Source organism: bacterium (assembly GCA_035559435.1).
In the GTDB taxonomy this organism is placed as follows: Bacteria; Zixibacteria; MSB-5A5; order WJJR01; family WJJR01; genus JACQFV01.
Genome location: DATMBC010000037.1, coordinates 1 through 19471, shown reverse-complemented (window position 1 = coordinate 19471; position 19471 = coordinate 1). Strand labels below are relative to the sequence as shown.

The window sequence follows — 19471 nt, the reverse complement described above, 5'->3', positions numbered from 1 at the left end:
AAACGGTGCGCGGCCGCGAGGGAACGCTGATGAACGGGATGGAAGGAACACGCCGGGCACGGTTGGCGGTGACGTTCGCGAAACGCCGCCAGGTGCTCCTGCTTCTGGCCGTTGTCATCTGGGGGGCGGTTTGGGCCCGCGCCATCCAATTGCAGTTGGTCGCCGACGATCAACTGCGCGAACTGGCCTACAGCCAGAGCAACCGCCGCATTTCCCTGCCGGCGCCGCGCGGCGAGATTCTGGACCGCGAAGGACGCCTGCTGGCCATCAACAACGCCGTCCGCTCCTATTTCTCCTATCCGGACAGTCTGCAGCCGTCGCATGTCCTGGCCGAGCGCTTCGGTCCGCTGCGCGGCATGCCGATCCAGGCCGTCGCGCGCGAATTCAGCGGGCGCGCCAACCGCTTCACCTGGATGATCCGCCGCTGCGATGCCGATCTGGCCGAGCGGATCGACAGTTGGCAGTTGCCGGGCGTGTTCGGCACCTGGGAATTTCAACGCGTCTACCCGCTTGCCATGCCCGGTTTCGCCGGGCCGCTGGGCTTTGTCAATGACACGATGGGCGGTGGCGCCGGACTCGAGAAGTATTACGACGAGGTCTTGCGCGGCAAGGACGGCGAGGGTGTCTTTGTCGCCGACGCCACCGGACGTCGTTTCAACATCACGCCCAACGAGGGCCGCCGGCCCGAACCCGGCGCCAACCTGCGGCTGACCATCGACGCCCGCTGGCAGTCGATTCTGGGCGAGGAAGTCGCCGCCGCGGTCGATTCCTTCCAGGCCAAAAGCGGCATGGGTCTGATCATGGACCCGCACACCGGCGGCATCATCGCCATGGTCGATGTCGACCCCCGTCGTCCGGCCAACCGGCCCATACTCAAAAGCCGCCTGGTCTCCGATGTCTTCGAGCCGGGCTCGACCTTCAAGCTGGTCACTTTCGCCGGCGCGCTCGCCGACGGCGTCGTGGATCTGCGCCGCTATTTCGACGGCAACATGGGCGTCGGCCTGTTCTCCGGACGCCCCATCCGCGACGACAAGCGCCATGGCGTCCTCTCGGTCGAGGAAGCGTTTGTCCTCTCTTCGAACATCGTCACCGGACGGATCGCCAACCTGATGGAGAACGGACGTCTCGACTTCTGGGTCCGTCGTTTCGGATTCGGCCGGCGCACCGGGATCGATTTTCCCGGCGAGTCTCCGGGGCATATCGCCCAGCAGCAGAATTCCGAATTCAACATCGCCCAACGCTCCTTCGGACATGGCATTTCGGTGACGCCGCTGCAATTGGCCGCCGCCTACTCGGCCATCGCCAACGGCGGCTACCTGATCAGGCCGCACCTCGTCGAGGCGATCGAGCGCGCCGACGGCTCCATCGAGCGCGTCCCGGTGCAGGGCGAGCGCATCCTGCCGCCCGAAGTCGCCCACCTCATGAAGCGCCTGGCCCGCGGCGTGGTCGAGCGCGGCACCGGCAAATACATCTATGATTCGCTCTTCCTGTTTGCCGGCAAGACCGGCACCGCCGAAAAGCCCGATCCGGCGACCGGCACTTACAACAAGAACAAGTATATCGCCTCGTTCATCGGCTTCTATCCGGCCGACAACCCGCGCATTGTCGGGCTGGTCATTCTCGATGAGCCGGAGCCGATCCACTACGGTGGCCTGACCGCCGCGCCGACCCTGCTGAATGTCGTGCGCCGCGCCGCCTCGTCCGGCGATGTGCCCGGTGCCCGCTTTGCCGCAACGGACGAACGGCCGGCCCGTCAGCGCGACTGGGCCGACCGATTGTTGGAAGTCGTCGGGCCGATCATTACTCCCGGTCCGCTCGAGGCGCATGCCGCACGGCCTGACAGTCTGAAAAATGTCGACGGTCCCTGGGAATCCGAAGCGCCGCCCGGGTGTGTAACCGGCTGGGATCGTCTGATGGGACACGCCGCCAAGGTGCGCGCCGAGAAGGAGCCGGCGCCGCCGGCATCCGCGCCCGCCGTGGCAACGCCTGTGGTCGGGCAGCAACCCGCCGATTCGCTGTCCCAGCCGATTGCCGCCACGCCGTCCGCGGACGAAGCCGGCTGGGCCGCCGCCGAAAGCGAGGATGAGCGTCCGTGACGACGATGCCGCGCGCCATGACCGCCGCACCCACACGCACCCTCTCGGAACTCCTGCCGGAGCGCACGATCACGCGCGACGCCGCCATCAGCGGCCTCTGCTATGATTCCCGGCGGGTCCATCCCGGCGATCTGTTCTTCGCCCTCCACGGCGAGAAAACCGACGGCGCCCGGTTCATCGCGCAAGCGATCGCCAAGGGCGCATCCGCCGTCGTCACCGGCGCGCCGGTCGATGCCGACGTTCCGGTGATCGTCGATGCCAATCCGCGCCGTCTGATGGCCGACATCTCGCACCGCTTTTATGACCACCCCGACCGCAGCCTCGATCTGGTCGGCGTGGTCGGCACCAACGGTAAGTCCACTGTCGCCGCCGGGCTGCAGGCGGTCTGGGAGACCGCCGGCGTCAAGGCGGGGCTGTTCGGCACGCTGCACTATCGCTGGGGCGATTATTCGGAGCCCGCCGCGCGCACCACGCCCGAAGCGCCCGATCTCGACCATCTGCTGGCGCGCATGCGTGACGATGGCGTCAAGCGCGCGGTGATGGAAGTCTCCTCCCATGCGCTCAGTCTCGACCGGGTCTGGGGGCTGCGCTACAAGGGCGGCATCTTCACCAACATCACCCGCGACCACCTCGACTTTCACAAGACGTTCGAAAACTACCGCGATGCCAAGCGCCTCTTCTTCGAGCGGCTGACCGCGCCCGGTGCTTTCGCCGCGATCAACGTCGAAGACCCGAACCACCCGCACTTCGTCGCCGCCTGCCCGCAGGCGCGCCTGATCCGCTATTCCGGCTCCGGCGAGGAAGTGGATGTGCGCCTGGCGATCGTCACGCATGACCTCGATGGCACCCATGGCCGCCTGCTGATCGATCGTCGCTCCTGGCCGTTTCACACCCGCCTCTGGGGGCGGTTCAATCACGCCAACCTCGCCGCCATCGCCGCGGGGGCCTTTGGCTCCGGCGTCGACGGCGATCTGATTGCGCGCGGCATCTCGAGTTTCCCCGGCATCATGGGCCGCGCCGAACGCGTGCCGACCGGCGCGCCGTTCCATGTCTTCGTCGATTACGCCCACACCCCCGACGCGCTGGAGGCCGTGCTCTCGGCCGCGCGTCCGCTGGTGCGCGGCAAACTGATCGCGCTCTTCGGCTGCGGCGGCGACCGCGATCGCGGCAAACGCCCCGAAATGGCACAGGCCGTCGCCCGCTGGGCCGATGAAATCATCCTGACCTCCGACAATCCGCGCAGCGAGGATCCCGCCGCCATCATCGAAGAGGTCAAGCAGGGATTTACCCCCGCGAAACTGACACGCCAGGTCTGGACCGATCCCGACCGCGCCCGCGCCATCCATCACGCGATCACCGTCGCGCGCGCCGGCGATGCGGTCTTTCTCTGTGGCAAGGGCCACGAAGACTATCAGGAGATTCAGGGCGTTCGCACCCACTTTCTCGATCATGAGGTGGCGGCGCGGGCGCTTGCGGCGGCAGGGTACCCGCCGGCAAAGGGACCGACTCCTCCCGGGGGGGATGGGAGTTGAACCCGCGGGGCCGTGGGCTCAGGGGGGAGCCCACGGCCTCGAGCATTCGATCTTTGACAGCGGCGCCGACGGCGCCAATCAGGATACCGTGATTGTCTGCGACGCCCAAACTGCCTGCGAGATGACCAACGGCATCCTCGCTAACCCCGCGTGGGGGCGGGCGCGCTTCCGCGGCGCGACCAATGACACCCGCACCCTGAAAAAGGGGAACGCCTTCTTCTGTCTGGCCGGCGGCAACGCCGACGGCCACCAATTCGCCGCCCGGGCCCGCGACCTCGGCGCCGGCGCGATCTTCGCCGAGAAATCGCGCGCGATTGAATGGAAGGACTGGCCGATTCCGGTCATCGGCGTCCATGATCCGCTCACCGCGCTCGGCGATCTGGCCTCGATCTACCGCCGAAACTTCAAGACCCGCTACGTCGCCATCACCGGCTCCGTCGGCAAGACCACGACGAAGGAGCTGACCGCCGCGGCGCTCGCGGCGAAGTATCCCGTCTTCAAATCGCCCGGCAATTTCAACAACCTGATCGGCATTCCCCTGGCGCTGCTCTCGCGTCGCCAGGGCGTCGCGCCGGCGCGCGAAATCGGCGTGCTCGAATTCGGCATGTCCACCCCCGGCGAAATCCGCCGCCTGGTCGAAATCGTCGGACCGTCGTGGGGCGTGGTCACCCGCATCGGCGCCGCGCATCTGTTGCAGATGAAATCGCTTACGGCCATCGCCAAGGCCAAGCGCGAGCTCTTCGACTATGCCGATCCGCGGATGACCGCCTTCCTCAACAGCGACGACCCGTTCCAGCGTCGCTGGATGTCGCGCTGGCATCGTCCGACCATCACCTACGGCCTCGACCAGTCCCATGCGCCCGATATCAGCGCCGCCGACATCGCGGTGACGCCGCAGGGCATTCGCTTCACCGTGGCCCGCCGCCGTTTCACGCTCAAGCTGGCCGGCGATTACAACGTCCCCAACGCGCTGGCCGCGATCGCCGTCGCCCGCCATCTCGGCGTGCCCTACGAGGCCATGATCGCCCGGCTGGCGCGCGTCAAACCCGAAGGCGACCGCTCGCGCCTTATCCGCAAAGCCGGCGTCACGCTGATCGCCGATTGCTACAATGCCAACCCGACCTCGACCGCCGCGGCCATCGCCGCGTTGCGGCGTTTTCCCGGCGCCTCCCGGCGCATCGCCGTGCTCGGCGCCATGCGCGAATTGGGCGAACATGAACTCGCCGCCCACCATGACATCGGCGCCGCCGCCGGCGCCCTCGACATCGTCGTCACCGTCGGCCCCGATGCCCGCCAATACCGCAACGGCGCGGCCGGTGCCGCCGAGTGGCACTCCCTCGAGGACCGCAACGCCGTCGCGCCCTTCCTGGCCGCCGCGCTGCGTCCCGGCGACGTCGTGTTGTTCAAGGGCTCGCATTCGGAACGGCTGGAAGAGATCGTGCGCGACGTCGCCGCCGCGCTGGTGAAAGGGCAGACCACTTAATCACGCGGCCGCATCCGCCGCGCCACCGACCCACAGGAATCGTCGACCGGAGAATCGCGCATGTTCTACCACCTCCTCTATCCGCTCCACGAGACGATTTCGGCGTTCAATCTCTTCCGCTATATCACCTTCCGCTCCGCCTACGCCGTCGTCACCGCGCTGGTGATCTCGATCTGGATCGGGCCGTACATCATCGCCGCGCTGCGCCGGCACCAGATCGGCCAGTCGATCCGCAAGGAAGGGCCGAAGTCGCATTACGCCAAGGAAGGCACCCCGACCATGGGCGGGCTGATCGTGCTCGCATCGATTCTGATCCCGACCTTGCTCTGGGCCGACCTGACCAACCGCTACATCCAGCTGATCCTCTTTGTCACCGCCGGCATGGGCGCCATCGGTTTCATCGATGACTATTTCAAGGTGGTGCGCAAACAGTCGAAGGGATTGGTCGCCAAGAAGAAACTGGCCGGTCAACTGGTGCTGGGCCTTCTGTTCGGCGCCGCCCTGGTCGCCTGGCCGCCTTCGCCCGAGTTTTCGACCACGCATACCGATGTGCCGTTCTTCAAGAATCTCGCGTTGCATCTCGGCGTCTTTTTCATCCCGTTTGTGCTGCTGGTGGTGGCCGCCACCTCGAATGCCGTCAATCTCACCGATGGCCTCGATGGGTTGGCAATCGGTCTGTGCGGCATCGCCTTTATGGCCTTTGCCGGGGTCTGCTATGTCTCGGGACGCACCGACTTCTCCCGCTATCTCGGCATCACTTATCTGCCCGGCGTCGGCGAATTGACCATCTACTGCGCCGCCACGCTCGGCGCCGCCCTGGGGTTCCTCTGGTTCAATTCGCATCCGGCGGAGGTCTTCATGGGGGACACCGGCTCGCTGGCGTTGGGCGGCGCGCTCGGCGCGATCGCCGTCTTGACCAAAAAGGAATTCATGCTGCTCATCCTGGGCGGCGTCTTCGCGGCGGAGGCGCTCTCGGTCATCCTGCAGGTCGGCTACTTCCGCATGACCGGCGGCAAACGCATCTTCCGGATGGCGCCGATTCATCACCATTTCGAATTGATCGGCTGGCCCGAATCGAAGGTTGTCGTCCGTTTCTGGATCATGGGCGCCATCTGCGCCCTCTTGACATTGTCGACGTTGAAAATCCGGTAAACCGGTCCGGGGGCTTATGCCCCCGCTCCCCCATCGCACAATGACACGAACCCATGACACTCACTCTCGCCATTCCGAGCGCCGCGCGTATGGCCGCGCATGACCGCGACAGCCGACGCGTCCCCGACGCGCGCACCATCGCCCGCTCGTCGGTGGTGGTGATCGGCATGGCCCGTTCCGGCCTGGCCGCCGCCGGCCTTCTGGCCGAGCGCGGCGCGCGTGTGTTTGTCTCCGATGCCGCCCCCGCCGAGAAACTCGGCGAGGCGCTGGCCGCGTTGGACCGCCGGCAGATCCGCTACGAAACCGGCGGCCACAGCCCCGCCTGTCTCGAACACGCCGACTTTGTCGTGACCAGTCCCGGTGTCGCCAACGACAACATTCTGATGGCGGCGGCGCGCGAGCGGGGTATCCCGGTCTTCTCCGAGATCGAAGCCGCCTTCTGGCTGTCCGCCGCGCCGATTCTGGCGGTCACCGGCGCCAACGGCAAGACCACCACCACTTCCTGGCTGGGGGCGATCTACCAGCGCGCCGGACGCGCCGCCCGCGTGGGCGGCAACATCGGCAACGCCTATGCCGACTTCGCCGCCACGCTTCCGCCGCAGGCGCGCGCCATCCTCGAAGTCTCCTCGTTCCAGTTGGAATACATCGCCGCCTTCCGCCCCCACGTCGCCGTGGTCACCAACATCACGCCCGACCACCTGGACCGTCACGGCTCGCTGGCCGAATATGCGCGCATGAAGTTCCGCATCTTCGAAAACCAGCGCGAGGATGACATCGCCGTGCTCAACGCCGACGATCCGATCTCGCTGGCCGAGGAAAACCGCCATCGCGTCGGTTTGGGACAGCGCTGGTGGATCTCCGCGACCGCGCCGCGCACACCCGGTGTCTGGATCGAAGGCGATCATCTGCGTTACGACACCGGTCGCGCCGCCGGCATCGTCCCCGGCTCCGACCGTCTGATTCCGCCCGGCCTCCACAACCGCCTGAACGCCGCCGCCGCCGTCGCCATGGCCCTGGCCGATGGCCTGGCCCCCGACGACATCGAGCCGGGGTTGACGTCTTTCCCCGGCTGCGAGCACCGTCTTGAATTCGTCGCCGAGGTCGGCGGCGTGCGCTTTGTCAACGACTCCAAGGCCACCAACCCCGACAGCGTCGCCAAGGCGATTGTCTCCTTCGATCGTCCGTTGGTCGTCCTCATGGGCGGGCTCGACAAGGGCACCGATTTCTCCGTGCTCGGCGATGAACTGTCCCGACGCGCCCGCGCGCTGGTCTTCACCGGCAAGGCCGCGCCGAAACTCGAAGTCGAGCTCGGCGCACGGCTCCCATACCGGACCGCGGCGCGTTTTGCCGACGCCTTCGCCGCCGCCGTCGATCTGGCCCAACCCGGCGACATTGTCCTGCTCTCGCCCGGGTGCGCCTCCTTTGATCAGTTCAACAACTACGAACATCGCGGCCAGGTCTTCAAGGACCTGGTCCGTGAACTTGCGAAAGCCAGTGGGGGAACGGCATGACCAGGACCGTGGCAATAGCCCACAGCATTCTCGATCTGTTCAACCCGGCCAACGCCGGGCTCACCCGCGGCGGACGGTCGAAGGTGCCGCCCGCCGACCGCTGGATCTGGCTGTCGGCCATGTTCCTGATGGCCCTCGGCACCGTGATGGTCCTCTCGTCGTCGGCGATGCTTGCCGATCGCAAATTCGGCTCCCCCGGTTTCTTCTGGGTGCGCCAGTTGGTCTGGTGGGGGTTGGCGACCGCGCTGCTCATCGGCGTCTCGCGCATCGATCATCGCAAGTTCCGCACCTGGGCGCCGCTCATGTTGTTGATCGCATTCGCGCTGATCGTCACCGCGCGGTTGCTCCCGCCAATCAAGGATGTCCACCGCTGGATCGATCTCGGTCCGTTCCGACTCCAGCCCGCCGAGGTCTTCCGGCTCTCGTTCGTCGTCTATGCCGCCGCCTTTCTCGCCAAACGCGGCGAAGCCATCGAATCGTGGAAAAGTTGGATCGTGCTGGTCGGCATCCTCGCCGTCGGCTCGGTCCTGCTCATCTCGTTGCCGGAGTTTTCCGCCGCGCTCACGCTCTGGGGCACATCGGGCCTGCTGCTGATTGCCGCCGGTGTCCGCTGGCGCCATGTCCTGCCGGCCGCCGGCGTCGCCGTCATCGGTGCGATCGTCGTCGTCTACGGCATCGGCTATAAGACCGAGCGCGTCAATCAGTGGGCCGAGGGCCTCACCATCACCGGCGGCATGTACCAGGTCCAGCAATCGAAGTACGCGTTCGGTTCCGGCGGACCCTTGGGGCAGGGACTCGGGCAGGGAATCGCCAAGATGTCGTATCTGCCCGAACCCCACACCGATTTCATCCTCGCCTCCATCGGCGAGGAACTGGGATTTGTCGGTGTCACCTGTGTCTGGATGGCCTTCGGCCTGCTGGTCTATCGCGGCTGGCGCGCCGCCATGCGCGCTCCCGACCGTTTCGGCTATCTGCTCTGCATCGGCATCGGCGCGTCGCTCTTTGTCAACGCCGCGCTCAACGCGTCGGTGGCGATGGGGCTGTCTCCCGTTACCGGGTTGCCGCTGCCTTTGGTCAGTTATGGCGGCTCATCGCTTCTGTGCACCGCGGTGGGCTGGGGAATGGTTTTGAACGTTTCGCGCTTCCGTCTGGCGCAGGCATGAGAGTGGGCGCCGCATGACCCAGACCGCGCAACCAGGATTGCTTCGTCCGTCCGGCCAAGAGCCGTCGGGCCTCCTGGTAATGACGGTGAGGCCGATGACCGCCGTCATTGCGAGGAGGGCGCGCGCAGCCGCGGATCCTGAGGCGAGCGGATGCGCGCGCCCGATGAAGCAATCCTTGTCCAGGACGGGCGGCTGAATGCGCGTCCTGTTGGCCGCCGGCGGCACCGGGGGACACCTGATCCCCGCCGTCCGCATTTCCGAGGCGATTGCGCGTCGCCGACGCGACGCCGAGTTTGTGTTCGTCGGTTCCGACAAAGGGTTTGAGGAACGAGTGATCAGCGCCCGCCACCAACGCTATGTCGGCCTGCCCGCGCGCGGGTTTTCCCGCCGGCGTCTCTGGCGCAACATTCCGGCGCTCTTCCACAATTGGCGCGCCGGGCGCATGGCCAGGGCGTTAGTGCGTGATTTCAGGCCCGATGTCGCCGTCGGCTGCGGCGGTTACGCCTCCTACTTCCCGATCCGCGCCTGCGCTGACGCCAAACTGCCGTTTATCCTGCAGGAGCAGAACCGTCAGCCGGGGCTGGCCACACGCTGGCTGTCGGCCGACGCCGACACCGTCTTCATCGCCTTCGATGAAAGCCGCGCCCACCTGCCCAAGGCGCGTCAGATCGTGCTTTCCGGCAATCCGATCGATCCGCGCCTGGCGACGCTCTCCCGCGAAGAGGCCCGCCGCGCCTGGAATCTCCCCGACGATGCCACCGTGCTGTTGGTCACCGGCGGCTCGACAGGCGCGCGCTCGATCAACGACAACATCGCCCGCGGCCTCCATCAACCTGCCGAACAGCCCATCTATCTGCTCTGGCAGACGGGCGCGCAAGGGTCGCCGTGGGATGGGCGCGCCGCCGCCGGCTGGCATGTGCGCACTTTCGCCTTCACCGACAAGATGACCGAGGCCTTCGTCGCCGCCGATCTGATCGTCGCCCGCTCCGGCGCGCTGACCATTTCGGAACTCTGCGCCTGCGGACGTCCCGCGATCCTGGTGCCGTATCCGCTGGCCACCGGTGACCATCAGACGCAAAACGCCCAAGTCCTCACCGAGGTCGGCGGGGCGCTGCTGTTGCGCGATCAGGATCTGGACAGTGAATTACTGCTGGCGCAATCGCAACTTCTGTTGAATGATCCGGAACGCCTTCGCCGCATGGCGCAGGCGAACCGAAAACTGGGCAAGCCCGACGCGGCCGACCGCATCGCCGCCCGTGTCCTTGAGCTTTGCTCTTGATGGGTCCGATGGACCTGCAGGACCTGTAAAGAATCATGTGGCACCGTAGAGTCAGAAAACTCCACTTCGTCGGCATCGGCGGCGCCGGCATGTCCGGCATCGCCGAAATCCTCAAGGCCTCCGGCTACTCGATCTCCGGCTCCGATCTGGCCGAGTCCGAAGTCACCGACCACATGCGCCGCCTCGGCATCCCGGTGGTGATCGGCCACGAGGCCGAAAGCATCCTCGGCGCCGATGTGATCGTGATCTCCTCGGCGGTGGGGGAGGACAATCCCGAAGTCCAGGCCGCCCGCGCCGCCAAAGTCCCGGTCATTCGCCGCGCCGAAATGCTCGGCGAGTTGATGCGTCTGAAATTCTCCATCGGCATCGCCGGCACCCACGGCAAGACCACCACCACCTCGATGATCGGCCACATCCTGACCCGGGCCGGCCTCGACCCGACCGTGATTGTCGGCGGGCGGTTGATCAATCTCGATGCCAACGCCCAACTCGGCAAAAGCGAGTATCTCGTCGCCGAAGCCGACGAATACGATCACTCCTTTCTGGCGCTGCATCCGACCGTGGCGATTGCCACCAATCTCGAGGAAGACCACCTCGACTGTTACAAGGACCTGGCCGACCTGCAGGAGAACTTCCTGCAGTTTTTCAAGCGCGTGCCCTTCTATGGCACCGTGCTGACCAACGCCAACTCGCCGGCGCTGGCCGCCATTGAGGAGCGCATCGAACGTCCCCACCGCACCTTCGGCATCGGCGTCGCCGCCGACATCGTTGCCGATTCCCTGGTGGTGGCGTCGCGTTCCAGCCGTTTTGAGCTGCACAGCGACGGCAAACGCTGCGGCACGATCGAAGTGCCGCTGCCGGGACGCCACAACGCCGAAAACGCGCTGGCCGCCTGCGCCGTTGGATTGGAGCTGGAGCTCCCGTTCGCCCACCTGCGCGATGGCATCGCGACATTCACCGGCGTCGGACGTCGGTTTGAGATCAAAGGCGCCGTCAGCGGCATCACTGTGGTCGATGATTATGGCCACCATCCCACCGAAGTGCGCGCCGCGCTGGCCGCCGGACGCAACTGGCTCGATGGCCAGGGTCGCTTGATCGCCGTCTTCCAGCCGCACCTGTTTTCGCGCACCCGCGACTTCCATGCCGCGTTCGCCGACGCGCTGGCGCAGGCCGATGGCATCGTCCTGGCCCCGATCTACCCGGCCCGCGAAAAGCCCATGCCCGGTGTCACCTCGGACCTGATCGCGCAGCATCTCAAAGGCAAACGCTTCGGGCTGGGCTGTGTCACGCCGCCGGATTTGAATGTCTGTGTCGACGCCGTCCTCGGCTGGGCTCAACCCGGCGATCTGGTCATGACCATCGGCGCCGGATCGGTCTACCGTCTCGGACCGCAGATTCTCGACAAACTTAAACCCACGTTGGCGGCTGTCTGATGCGCGAGACCATTCTCCATTCCGATCTTGCCGGCGCGCCCGATCGGGGCGCGAGTGTCTTCGGCCGCCGCCGCTGGCGTCTCTGGGTCCTTCTCGGCGAGACCGCGCTGCTGCTGGGCGGATTCGCCGCGCACCTCTGGCCGGTGCTGACCGTGAGCGAAGTCCGCTACCAGGGGCCTACCCTCTGGGAGGCGGAAGTCCGCTCGCTGGTCACGCTGCCCTCGGACGGCAACATCCTGCATTTCCGTCCCGATGATGCCGAATCGCGCATCGAGTCGCGCTTCGGCGACCGCGGCGATGCGCAGGTGCGCATCGAATTGCCCGGATGCATCGCGATCAGAATGAATGCGTATGAGCCCCGTCTCTGGGGCGACGGCGGCATCGGCATCGCCCCCGATGGCTCGCTGTTGGCCGATCCGGCTGAACGTCCCGAGCTGCCGCGCTGGAACCCCGGCATCGACTGGGAGGGCTCCAGGCCTCTGGCCGAACGCGCCCGCGCCGCCGCCGCGACCTGGGCGGAATTCAAACGCGCTGACACGCGCTTCGAGTTCATCACCGATGAGTGGACCTGTGATCCAACTTATGGCTGGACGTCAACCGCCGTCGATGGCAAGACCCGGATCATTCTTGGGCATACCGACATCGCCCGGCGCGCTCAGCGCGTTGCCCGGCTTCTGGCCCAGGGCGACACCCTGTTGGCCAAACCATGCGTCATCGATGCCCGCTTCAACGGCCAACTGCTTCTGAGTCTGGTCCCCGAAGCGCCGCCGGACAGCGCCGCCGACTCTACCATGGTCGCCGCGGCCGATCCGTCGCCGGTCTCGACCAAGCAAAGCAAGGCCGCCCCATCCAAACGCCAGGGGAAGGCGAAGGGGCGTCCCGAACCGGTCAGATAGATGAGGAAGAGGATGGATAGACAAGCGAAAGGACGCGCATGAAAAGCGAGATCCCGGTTTACGCCGCACTCGACATCGGGCACTCCGAGGTCACCGCGATCATCGCCGAAATGATCGATGGCGAGAATGTGAAGGTCGTGGGGGTCGGACGCGCCCCTTCCTATGGCCTGAAGAATGGCGTGATTGTCGATTTGGAACGCACCACCGAGGCCATCCGCCGCGCCGTCTCCGAAGCCGAAGGCATGGCCGGCGGCGAGATGCCGCCCCTGCACGTCAACATCGGTGGGGGCCACATCCGCAGCGTCAACTCGCGTGGTGTGGTGGCGGTCTCCCGCCGCGGCGGGCCGATTGAGCCGGAGGATGTCGAACGGGTCCTCCAGGCCGCGCGCGCCATCCCGGTGCCTCCCGACCGAGAAGTCCTGCATGTCCTACCGCAGGAGTTCATCGTCGATGACCAGGGCGGGATCAAAGACCCGGTGGGGATGATGGGCGCCCGCCTTGAAGTGGCGGTTCATATTGTGACCGGTAGCGCCTTGTCGGTCGGCAACATCCACACTTGTGTCCAGCAGGCCGGCTATACAATTGAATCGCTCACTCTGACATCGTTGGCCGCCGCTGAAGCCACCATCACCGAGCGCGAACGTGAGATGGGCATCGCCATCGTCGATGTCGGCTCCGGCATTACTGGTGTGGCCGTCTATGCCGACAACGCCGTCCGTCATACTGGAACCGTGCCGGTCGGCGGCCGTCATGTCACCAACGATCTGGCCATCGGTCTGCGCACCCCGGTCGATGCTGCCGAGGTGATTAAGACCGAGGCCTGCGTCGATGGCATGTGCGTCAATGTCGACTGGGAGGCCGTGGTGTCTGTGCCCGGTGTCGGCGATCAGCCCGAACGGGCCGTCACCCGGCGGGTGATCGGCGCCATCATCGCTCCGCGTCTCGAAGAAATCTTCCAACTGGCGTCGCGCGAGATCCAAAAGGCCCCGACCACCGAACTGCTGGCCTCCGGCATCGTCCTGACCGGCGGCGGCGCCTGCATTCCCGGCGCCTGTGAACTGGCCGAACGGGTCTTCAATCTGCCGGTGCGTCTGGGACGTCCCCAGAATCTGCTGGGGCTGTCCGACATGATGTCCAGCCCGGCCGATGTCGGCGTGATCGGCTTGGTCCGCCATGCCGCGCGTACCTGGCGTCCCTCGGTCGCCACGCGCAGCGGGGTGCGCCGCCTGACCGGCAAACTGTCGAATGTGCTGTCGCAACTGATATAGGTCGCTTGGGACCCATCGGAGCCATTTTTGTCTTGACGGTGTTTTCAGAGTCTTTATCCTAATCGGGCAGACAGGTTCGCAGGGAACCTGAGGAAAAACAGGGGGCAGGATGACGTTCGAATTCGCGTCCGACGCGGACTCGGCAGCGAAAATCAAGGTCGTTGGCGTGGGCGGCGCCGGCGGCAACGCTGTCAATCGCATGATCGCCGCCGGGCTGACCGGCGTCGAATTTCTCGCCATCAACACCGATTCCCAGGACCTCGAAAAATCCAAAGCGCCGGTCCGTATTCAGATCGGGGAAAAAGTCACGCGCGGCCTCGGCGCCGGCGCCGATCCCAACGTCGGACGCCGCGCCATCGAGGAAGACCGCGACCTGGTCATGCACGCCCTCGCCGGGGCCGACATGGTCTTCGTCACCGCCGGCATGGGCGGCGGCACCGGCACCGGCGCCGCCCCGGTCGTCGCCGAATTGGCCAAGCAGCAGGGCGCGCTCACCGTGGCGGTGGTGACCAAGCCCTTCGAGTTCGAGGGACGCAAGCGCGCCGACCGCGCCGATGATGGCATCTACGAACTCAAGCAGAAGGTCGACACGCTCATCTGCATTCCCAACCAGCGCCTCCTGGCCGTGGTCGACAAACTGACCCGCCTGACCGATGCCTTCAACATCTGCGACGAGACCCTGCATCAGGCGACCAAAGGCATTGCCGATCTGATCACCATCCCCGGCCTGATCAACTGCGACTTCGCCGATGTCCGCACCGTGATGTATGGCATGGGCGATGCCATCATGGGCACCGGCAAGGCCGACGGCGAGGGCAAGGCCGCCATCGCCGCCCGCTCGGCCATCTTCTCGCCGCTTCTGGAGGATGTCTCGATCTCTGGCGCGCGCGGCGTGCTGGTCAACATCACCGGCGGTCCCGATCTGGCCCTGCATGACGTCAACGAGGCCTCCTCGATCATCCGCGACGCCGCCGGCGATGACGCCAACATCATCTTCGGCGCCGTGATCAACCATGAATTGGGCGATGAAATCCGCGTCACCGTGATCGCCACCGGCTTCGGCGGCGCCCGTCCCGGCAAGCCGCAGATCGCCTTGGCCGAGGAGCCGGAATTCACCATGCCCGCCGGACGCAAGAGCGTGCGCGTCGTCGGCAACGCCCTCGACATGTTTGTGCCCGAAATCCCGGTGCACAACCGCCTGACCAGTCTCAATCTCGGCGAGCATGACATCCTCGCCCAACCCGGCAACGGCAACGAGGCCGACAACCTCGATGTCCCGGCCTTCGTTCGCAAACACTTAAGCAAGTCCGAGCCTGCGCCCGTCTCTGAGCAGGATCAGTAAATCTCTCCGTGAGAATGCCCGGGCGGGTGACCACGCAGTCACCCGCCCGTCGCATGTCCACCCGTGCCTCCCACCCGCCCGGCGGGGGCCGAGACTCCCGCGCAACCACGCGGCCCCAATTATTCCCACGCTCCACGCCGACCCCGGCCCTATCTTTCTCCCAACGAAAGGAACCCCCATGCCCCGCCGACTCCTCCCGATTCTCGCCGCCGCGCTCTTCCTCTCCTGCGGCGATGATGGCACCAGTTCTCGGACCGATCCCGGCATCTTCGCGGAGATGACCGAAACCCTGGCCGCCGCCGAGGATGATTTCCTCGATGCCCATGCCGCCATCTATGCCAGCGCCGCCACCATGCTGCCGGATATCGCCGCCGCGCTGGGATTGGTTCCGGTCCCCTTCGCCGCCGCCCCGGTTCCGTGTCTGCCCGAAGGCACCGGCGGCCAGACCTACACCTTCAACGGCGATGTCTATGTCGGCGCTGTCGATCCGGCCGTGCCAAACTACACTGCCCGTTTCCAGCTCTACCAGCTCGGCAACAACGGCCTTCCCCAGACAGGCCAGATGATCGGCTACATCGACATCACCTGCGCCGACCTCCTCGGCCCCGTCACCGAAGTCCAGGTCTACGCCGATTCGGCGATCATCTCCTCGACCACCCTCGCCTCGCAGTCGGCGAATCTGACCGGCACGCTGCGCGACCCGGAAAGCGATCGGTCGCTCATCTATCTGGGAAACATCGATGAGGAAGAGGCGCTCGGAATCCGTTTCCTGCTGAGTGATGAAATGCAGGCCGTCTACGAATTCCCCTTCGCCGCCGAAGGCGCACGCCGTCTGGAAGTCGAAATCGCCAGCGCCCCGGCCGTCAACTGGGGTCTGCGCATCAGTCTCATCGTCGATGGCGAGGGCGATGTCAGCGATTCCGGCTACGCGCTCTATTATCCCGAGGGTCAGTCCCTTGACTACGATCTGGCCGCCTGCATTCGGTCGGGCACCCTCGATGCGCCGGTCTTCACCCAGCCGTCCGCGTCCTGCTTCGCCGGCGCCGCCCCGATGTCGACCACCCGCGGCGAGCTGGACGCCCTCGCCGATTCGTACCAATCGCTGCGCCGCCTCTGGTTGCACGCCGCCTTCGCCACCCGGATCTGCGTCGCGCTGATTCCGCCGGGGCGCTGAGCTGTCGTCCCAGGTCGGGTGGGTGCGCTCTTTGCTTGTCCTGAGCGAATGCGAAGGGCACCCTCCGCTTTGGTCCCATGCAACCCGCCCCCTCTCCGTCGCCCCTGCGCAAGCGAGACTCCGCCCCCCACCATTTGTGATACCCCAACGCGCCCCGGCCCTCTATCCTTCCCGCGATGCCGGAGCGTCGCACCCCATCCGACTTCTGGACCTCCGAGGTCACCTACGTCAAGGGCGTCGGCCCCGTCCGCGCCCGATTCCTGCACACGCAGGGCATCGACACCGTCGCCGATCTGCTCCTGCACCTGCCGCGCCGTTACCTCGACCGCTCCAATATCGCTGCCATCCGCGATGTCCTCCCCGGCACCACCGTCACGGTCATGGGCAGGATTATCGCCGCCGGTGTTCTCCCCGGACGCAAAAAGCGCTTTGAGGCCATCCTCGCCGATGGCACCGGACGGATCGCCCTGCTCTGGTTTGCCGGCTGGCGCTGGCTGCAGGAAGTGGTGAAAAAGGGGGTGGTGCTGGCCGCCTCCGGCGAAGTCGGGCAGTATTTCGAGAACACCCAGATTCTCCATCCCGAATTGGAATTCCTCGAGGATGTCGACGCCGACGATCTGACTCACACCGGACGGATCATCCCGGTCTATGCCGGTGGCGAACCCTGGCTGAAAGTCGGGCTGGCCTCACGCAGTCTGCGTCGGATCATCAAGCCCTTGCTCGATGGTCCGGTGGCGGCACTTGCAGACTATCTGCCCGACAGCGTGCGTCAACGCCATGGGCTGTTGCCCTTGCCCGAGGCGCTTGCCCAGGCTCACTTCCCCGATTCGCTCGACCGCGCCGAGGCCGCCCGCCGTCGTCTGGCCTTCGATGAGCTGCTCTTCCTCGAAATGGCGATGGCCGACCGCCGCGCCACCATCGATGCCCGCCACGATGGCCGCGCCTGCGCCGCCGCCGGTCGCCTGGCCAGCAAGATCATCAATCATCTCCCGTGGCCGCTGACCGCCGCCCAGCGCCGAGTCACCGATGAAATCGCCGCCGACCTCCGCGCGCCACGCGCCATGCGCCGCCTGTTGCAGGGCGATGTCGGCTCGGGCAAGACCATCGTCGCCGCGCTGGCGATGTCGCGCTGGATCGAGGACGGCGCCCAGGCGGCGCTTCTGGTCCCCACCGAAATCCTCGCCGAACAGCACCACCACAATCTGTTGCGCCTGTTCAAACCCGCCGGCATTGTCCCCACGCTTTTGACCGGCTCGCTGCGCGCCAAGCCCAAACGCGCCGCGCAGGCCGCCATCGCCAACGGGGAGGCGCGCCTGATCGTCGGCACCCATGCCCTGCTGACCGGCAAGGTCGCTTTCGCCGATCTGGGCATGGTCGTCATCGATGAACAGCACCGCTTCGGCGTCGCCCAGCGCGAGGCGCTGGTGGCCAAGGGGCGCCGTCCCGACCTGCTGGTCATGACCGCCACCCCGATCCCGCGCACCCTGGCGATGACCATCTATGGCGATCTCGATGTCTCGGTCCTCAATGAGAAACCGCCGCAGAAGGGCACCATCAAGACCGTCTGGCGCACCGAGGAGGCACGCGACAAGATCTATGAGTACATCCGCGACACCACCGCCAAGGGCAACCTGGTCTACATCGTCTACCCGCTCGTCGAATCCTCGGAGAAGATGGACCTCAAGGCGGCCAATGACGCCTACGCTGACCTCTGCGCGCGTTTCCCCGACCGGCGGCTGGGGCTGGTCACCGGACGCACCCCGCCGGAGGAGCGCGCCGCGGTGATGGCCGAATTCTATGGCGGGCGCCTTCACATCCTCGTCGCCACCACCGTGATCGAAGTCGGCGTCGATGCCCCCGATGCCCGGCTGATGATCATCGAAAACGCCGAGCGCTTCGGCCTCTCGCAATTGCATCAACTGCGCGGACGCATCGGGCGCGGCCCCGGGCAGTCGGTGTGCGTGCTCATGCTCGGGGGACGACCCACCGCCGTCGCCGCCGAACGTCTCGAGACGATGTGCCGCACCGACGATGGCTTCGAGATTGCCGAAGTCGATCTGCGTCTGCGCGGCCCGGGCGAATTCCTCGGCACCAAGCAGCATGGCATCCCCGAACTGAAAGTCGCGCACCTGCTCAAAGACGCCGCCCTGATCGAGCCGGCGCGCGCCGCCGCCTTCGAGCTGGCCGCCCACCCGCGCGCGGCCCTCGCGCCCCTGTGGAATGAATGGGCGCGTCGCTTCGGACAACGGACCCGCTTCCTCCACGCCGGCTGAGCGGCGCGTGTCAATACGGACAAAAATAGTCCCGATAGTGATTTTTGACAATCCCGCCGCATTTGCGCTTGACCATTCTCTTCAGAATTCGTTTTGGTTGACCGTATCAAAGGATAGATGCCGAAAGCGGTATCTATTCGCCAATTGACACCGTGCTGGCATGCCCTCAGGCGAGGGCCACAACCCTAACAGGCGCACTTTGATGGCGCCGGGAGGAATTGTATGCGTTTCGCAATGCGGAGTGTTCTGCTCGTCGTCGCTTTGTTGCTGGCATCCGCCACGTTCGCCCAGGCCGGCGATCCCCCCGGCAAGTCCGACACGCTCAAGTGGGCCGAAACGCACAATTCCTACGTGGGCACCAACAGCTGCAAGATGTGCCACAAGTTCCAGTATGACTCCTGGGCCAAGACCAAGCACGCCAACGCCTGGGCCGCGCTCAAGCCGGAAGAGCAGGCCAAACCCGAGTGCGCCGAGTGCCACATGGTCGGCAAGACCAAATCGGATTCGGCCATCGTCGACGTCGGTTGCGAGGCCTGCCACGGCCCCGGCTCGGCCTACAAGAACATGAAGACCATGAAGGATCCGGCGCTGGCGAGCGCGGCGGGGCTGCTGCCCGTCACCGAGGCCACCTGTGTGCGCTGCCACAACGCGCGCAGCCCGCAGTTCAAGGGCTTCGATTACGCCAAGGCGCTGGCCGCCGGCATCCATGAACACAAGCCGAAGGCGCAGGCGAAGTGAACCGCGGCACGGATCAGATCGTCGAACAAACCCCGGACGCGCCCGTCACCCGCCGCGGGTTTCTCGATTGGGTGCTCGGCACCGGGCTGATTGCCCTGGCGGGCGCGGCGGTCTATCCCCTCGTGCGCTTT

The 19471-nt window shown here is 66.0% G+C and carries 14 protein-coding genes; all 14 read left to right on the top strand.

The features are described 5' to 3' along the window. Window positions 1–38 precede the first annotated feature (38 nt). The 14 genes from VNN55_04375 (at window position 39) to VNN55_04310 (ending at window position 19340) form a co-directional block, all read left to right on the top strand. Window positions 39–2096 (top strand): penicillin-binding transpeptidase domain-containing protein, encoded by a 2058-nt coding sequence (locus VNN55_04375; protein HWO56784.1) that lies wholly within the window; start codon window positions 39–41, stop codon window positions 2094–2096. Window positions 2097–2101: 5 nt separating this feature from the next. Further along, the gene (locus VNN55_04370; GenBank protein HWO56783.1) at window positions 2102–3628 is read left to right on the top strand and encodes a UDP-N-acetylmuramoyl-L-alanyl-D-glutamate--2,6-diaminopimelate ligase; all 1527 of its coding nucleotides are present in this window, start codon (window positions 2102–2104) and stop codon (window positions 3626–3628) included. After that, complete coding sequence (gene murF, locus VNN55_04365; GenBank protein HWO56782.1) at window positions 3618–5111, top strand: UDP-N-acetylmuramoyl-tripeptide--D-alanyl-D-alanine ligase; 1494 nt, start codon at window positions 3618–3620, stop codon at window positions 5109–5111. The genes VNN55_04370 and murF overlap by 11 nt, the downstream gene beginning before the upstream one ends. Window positions 5112–5171: 60 nt before the next feature. After that, window positions 5172–6263 carry a phospho-N-acetylmuramoyl-pentapeptide-transferase gene (gene mraY / locus VNN55_04360; GenBank protein HWO56781.1) on the top strand — a complete coding sequence of 364 codons (1092 nt, stop codon included), beginning with the start codon at window positions 5172–5174 and terminating at the stop codon, window positions 6261–6263. Between the two features lie 53 nt (window positions 6264–6316). Further along, window positions 6317–7774 (top strand): UDP-N-acetylmuramoyl-L-alanine--D-glutamate ligase, encoded by a 1458-nt coding sequence (murD, locus tag VNN55_04355; protein HWO56780.1) that lies wholly within the window; start codon window positions 6317–6319, stop codon window positions 7772–7774. Continuing rightward, entirely contained in the window at window positions 7771–8937 is a 1167-nt protein-coding gene (locus VNN55_04350; protein HWO56779.1) for an FtsW/RodA/SpoVE family cell cycle protein, read from the top strand. The genes murD and VNN55_04350 overlap by 4 nt, the downstream gene beginning before the upstream one ends. A gap of 196 nt (window positions 8938–9133) precedes the next feature. Continuing rightward, window positions 9134–10216 (top strand): UDP-N-acetylglucosamine--N-acetylmuramyl-(pentapeptide) pyrophosphoryl-undecaprenol N-acetylglucosamine transferase, encoded by a 1083-nt coding sequence (locus tag VNN55_04345; GenBank protein HWO56778.1) that lies wholly within the window; start codon window positions 9134–9136, stop codon window positions 10214–10216. Between the two features lie 35 nt (window positions 10217–10251). Then, on the top strand, window positions 10252–11649 hold the full coding sequence (gene murC, locus VNN55_04340) for a UDP-N-acetylmuramate--L-alanine ligase (GenBank protein HWO56777.1): 1398 nt from the start codon (window positions 10252–10254) through the stop codon (window positions 11647–11649). After that, window positions 11649–12545: a hypothetical protein gene (locus VNN55_04335; protein HWO56776.1), complete on the top strand. Its 897-nt coding sequence runs from the start codon at window positions 11649–11651 to the stop codon at window positions 12543–12545. The genes murC and VNN55_04335 overlap by 1 nt, the downstream gene beginning before the upstream one ends. Before the next feature lie 38 nt (window positions 12546–12583). Further along, entirely contained in the window at window positions 12584–13813 is a 1230-nt protein-coding gene (gene ftsA, locus VNN55_04330; protein ID HWO56775.1) for a cell division protein FtsA, read from the top strand. Between the two features lie 109 nt (window positions 13814–13922). After that, entirely contained in the window at window positions 13923–15155 is a 1233-nt protein-coding gene (gene ftsZ, locus VNN55_04325; GenBank protein HWO56774.1) for a cell division protein FtsZ, read from the top strand. Between the two features lie 178 nt (window positions 15156–15333). Beyond that, window positions 15334–16329, top strand: a complete 996-nt coding sequence (locus tag VNN55_04320; GenBank protein ID HWO56773.1) for a hypothetical protein — start codon at window positions 15334–15336, stop codon at window positions 16327–16329. Window positions 16330–16505: 176 nt separating this feature from the next. Next, a complete protein-coding gene (gene recG, locus VNN55_04315) occupies window positions 16506–18602 on the top strand; it encodes an ATP-dependent DNA helicase RecG (protein HWO56772.1) in 2097 nt (698 codons plus the stop codon). 222 nt (window positions 18603–18824) lie between these two features. After that, on the top strand, window positions 18825–19340 hold the full coding sequence (locus VNN55_04310) for a multiheme c-type cytochrome (protein ID HWO56771.1): 516 nt from the start codon (window positions 18825–18827) through the stop codon (window positions 19338–19340). The last annotated feature ends 131 nt before the right edge of the window (window positions 19341–19471 follow it).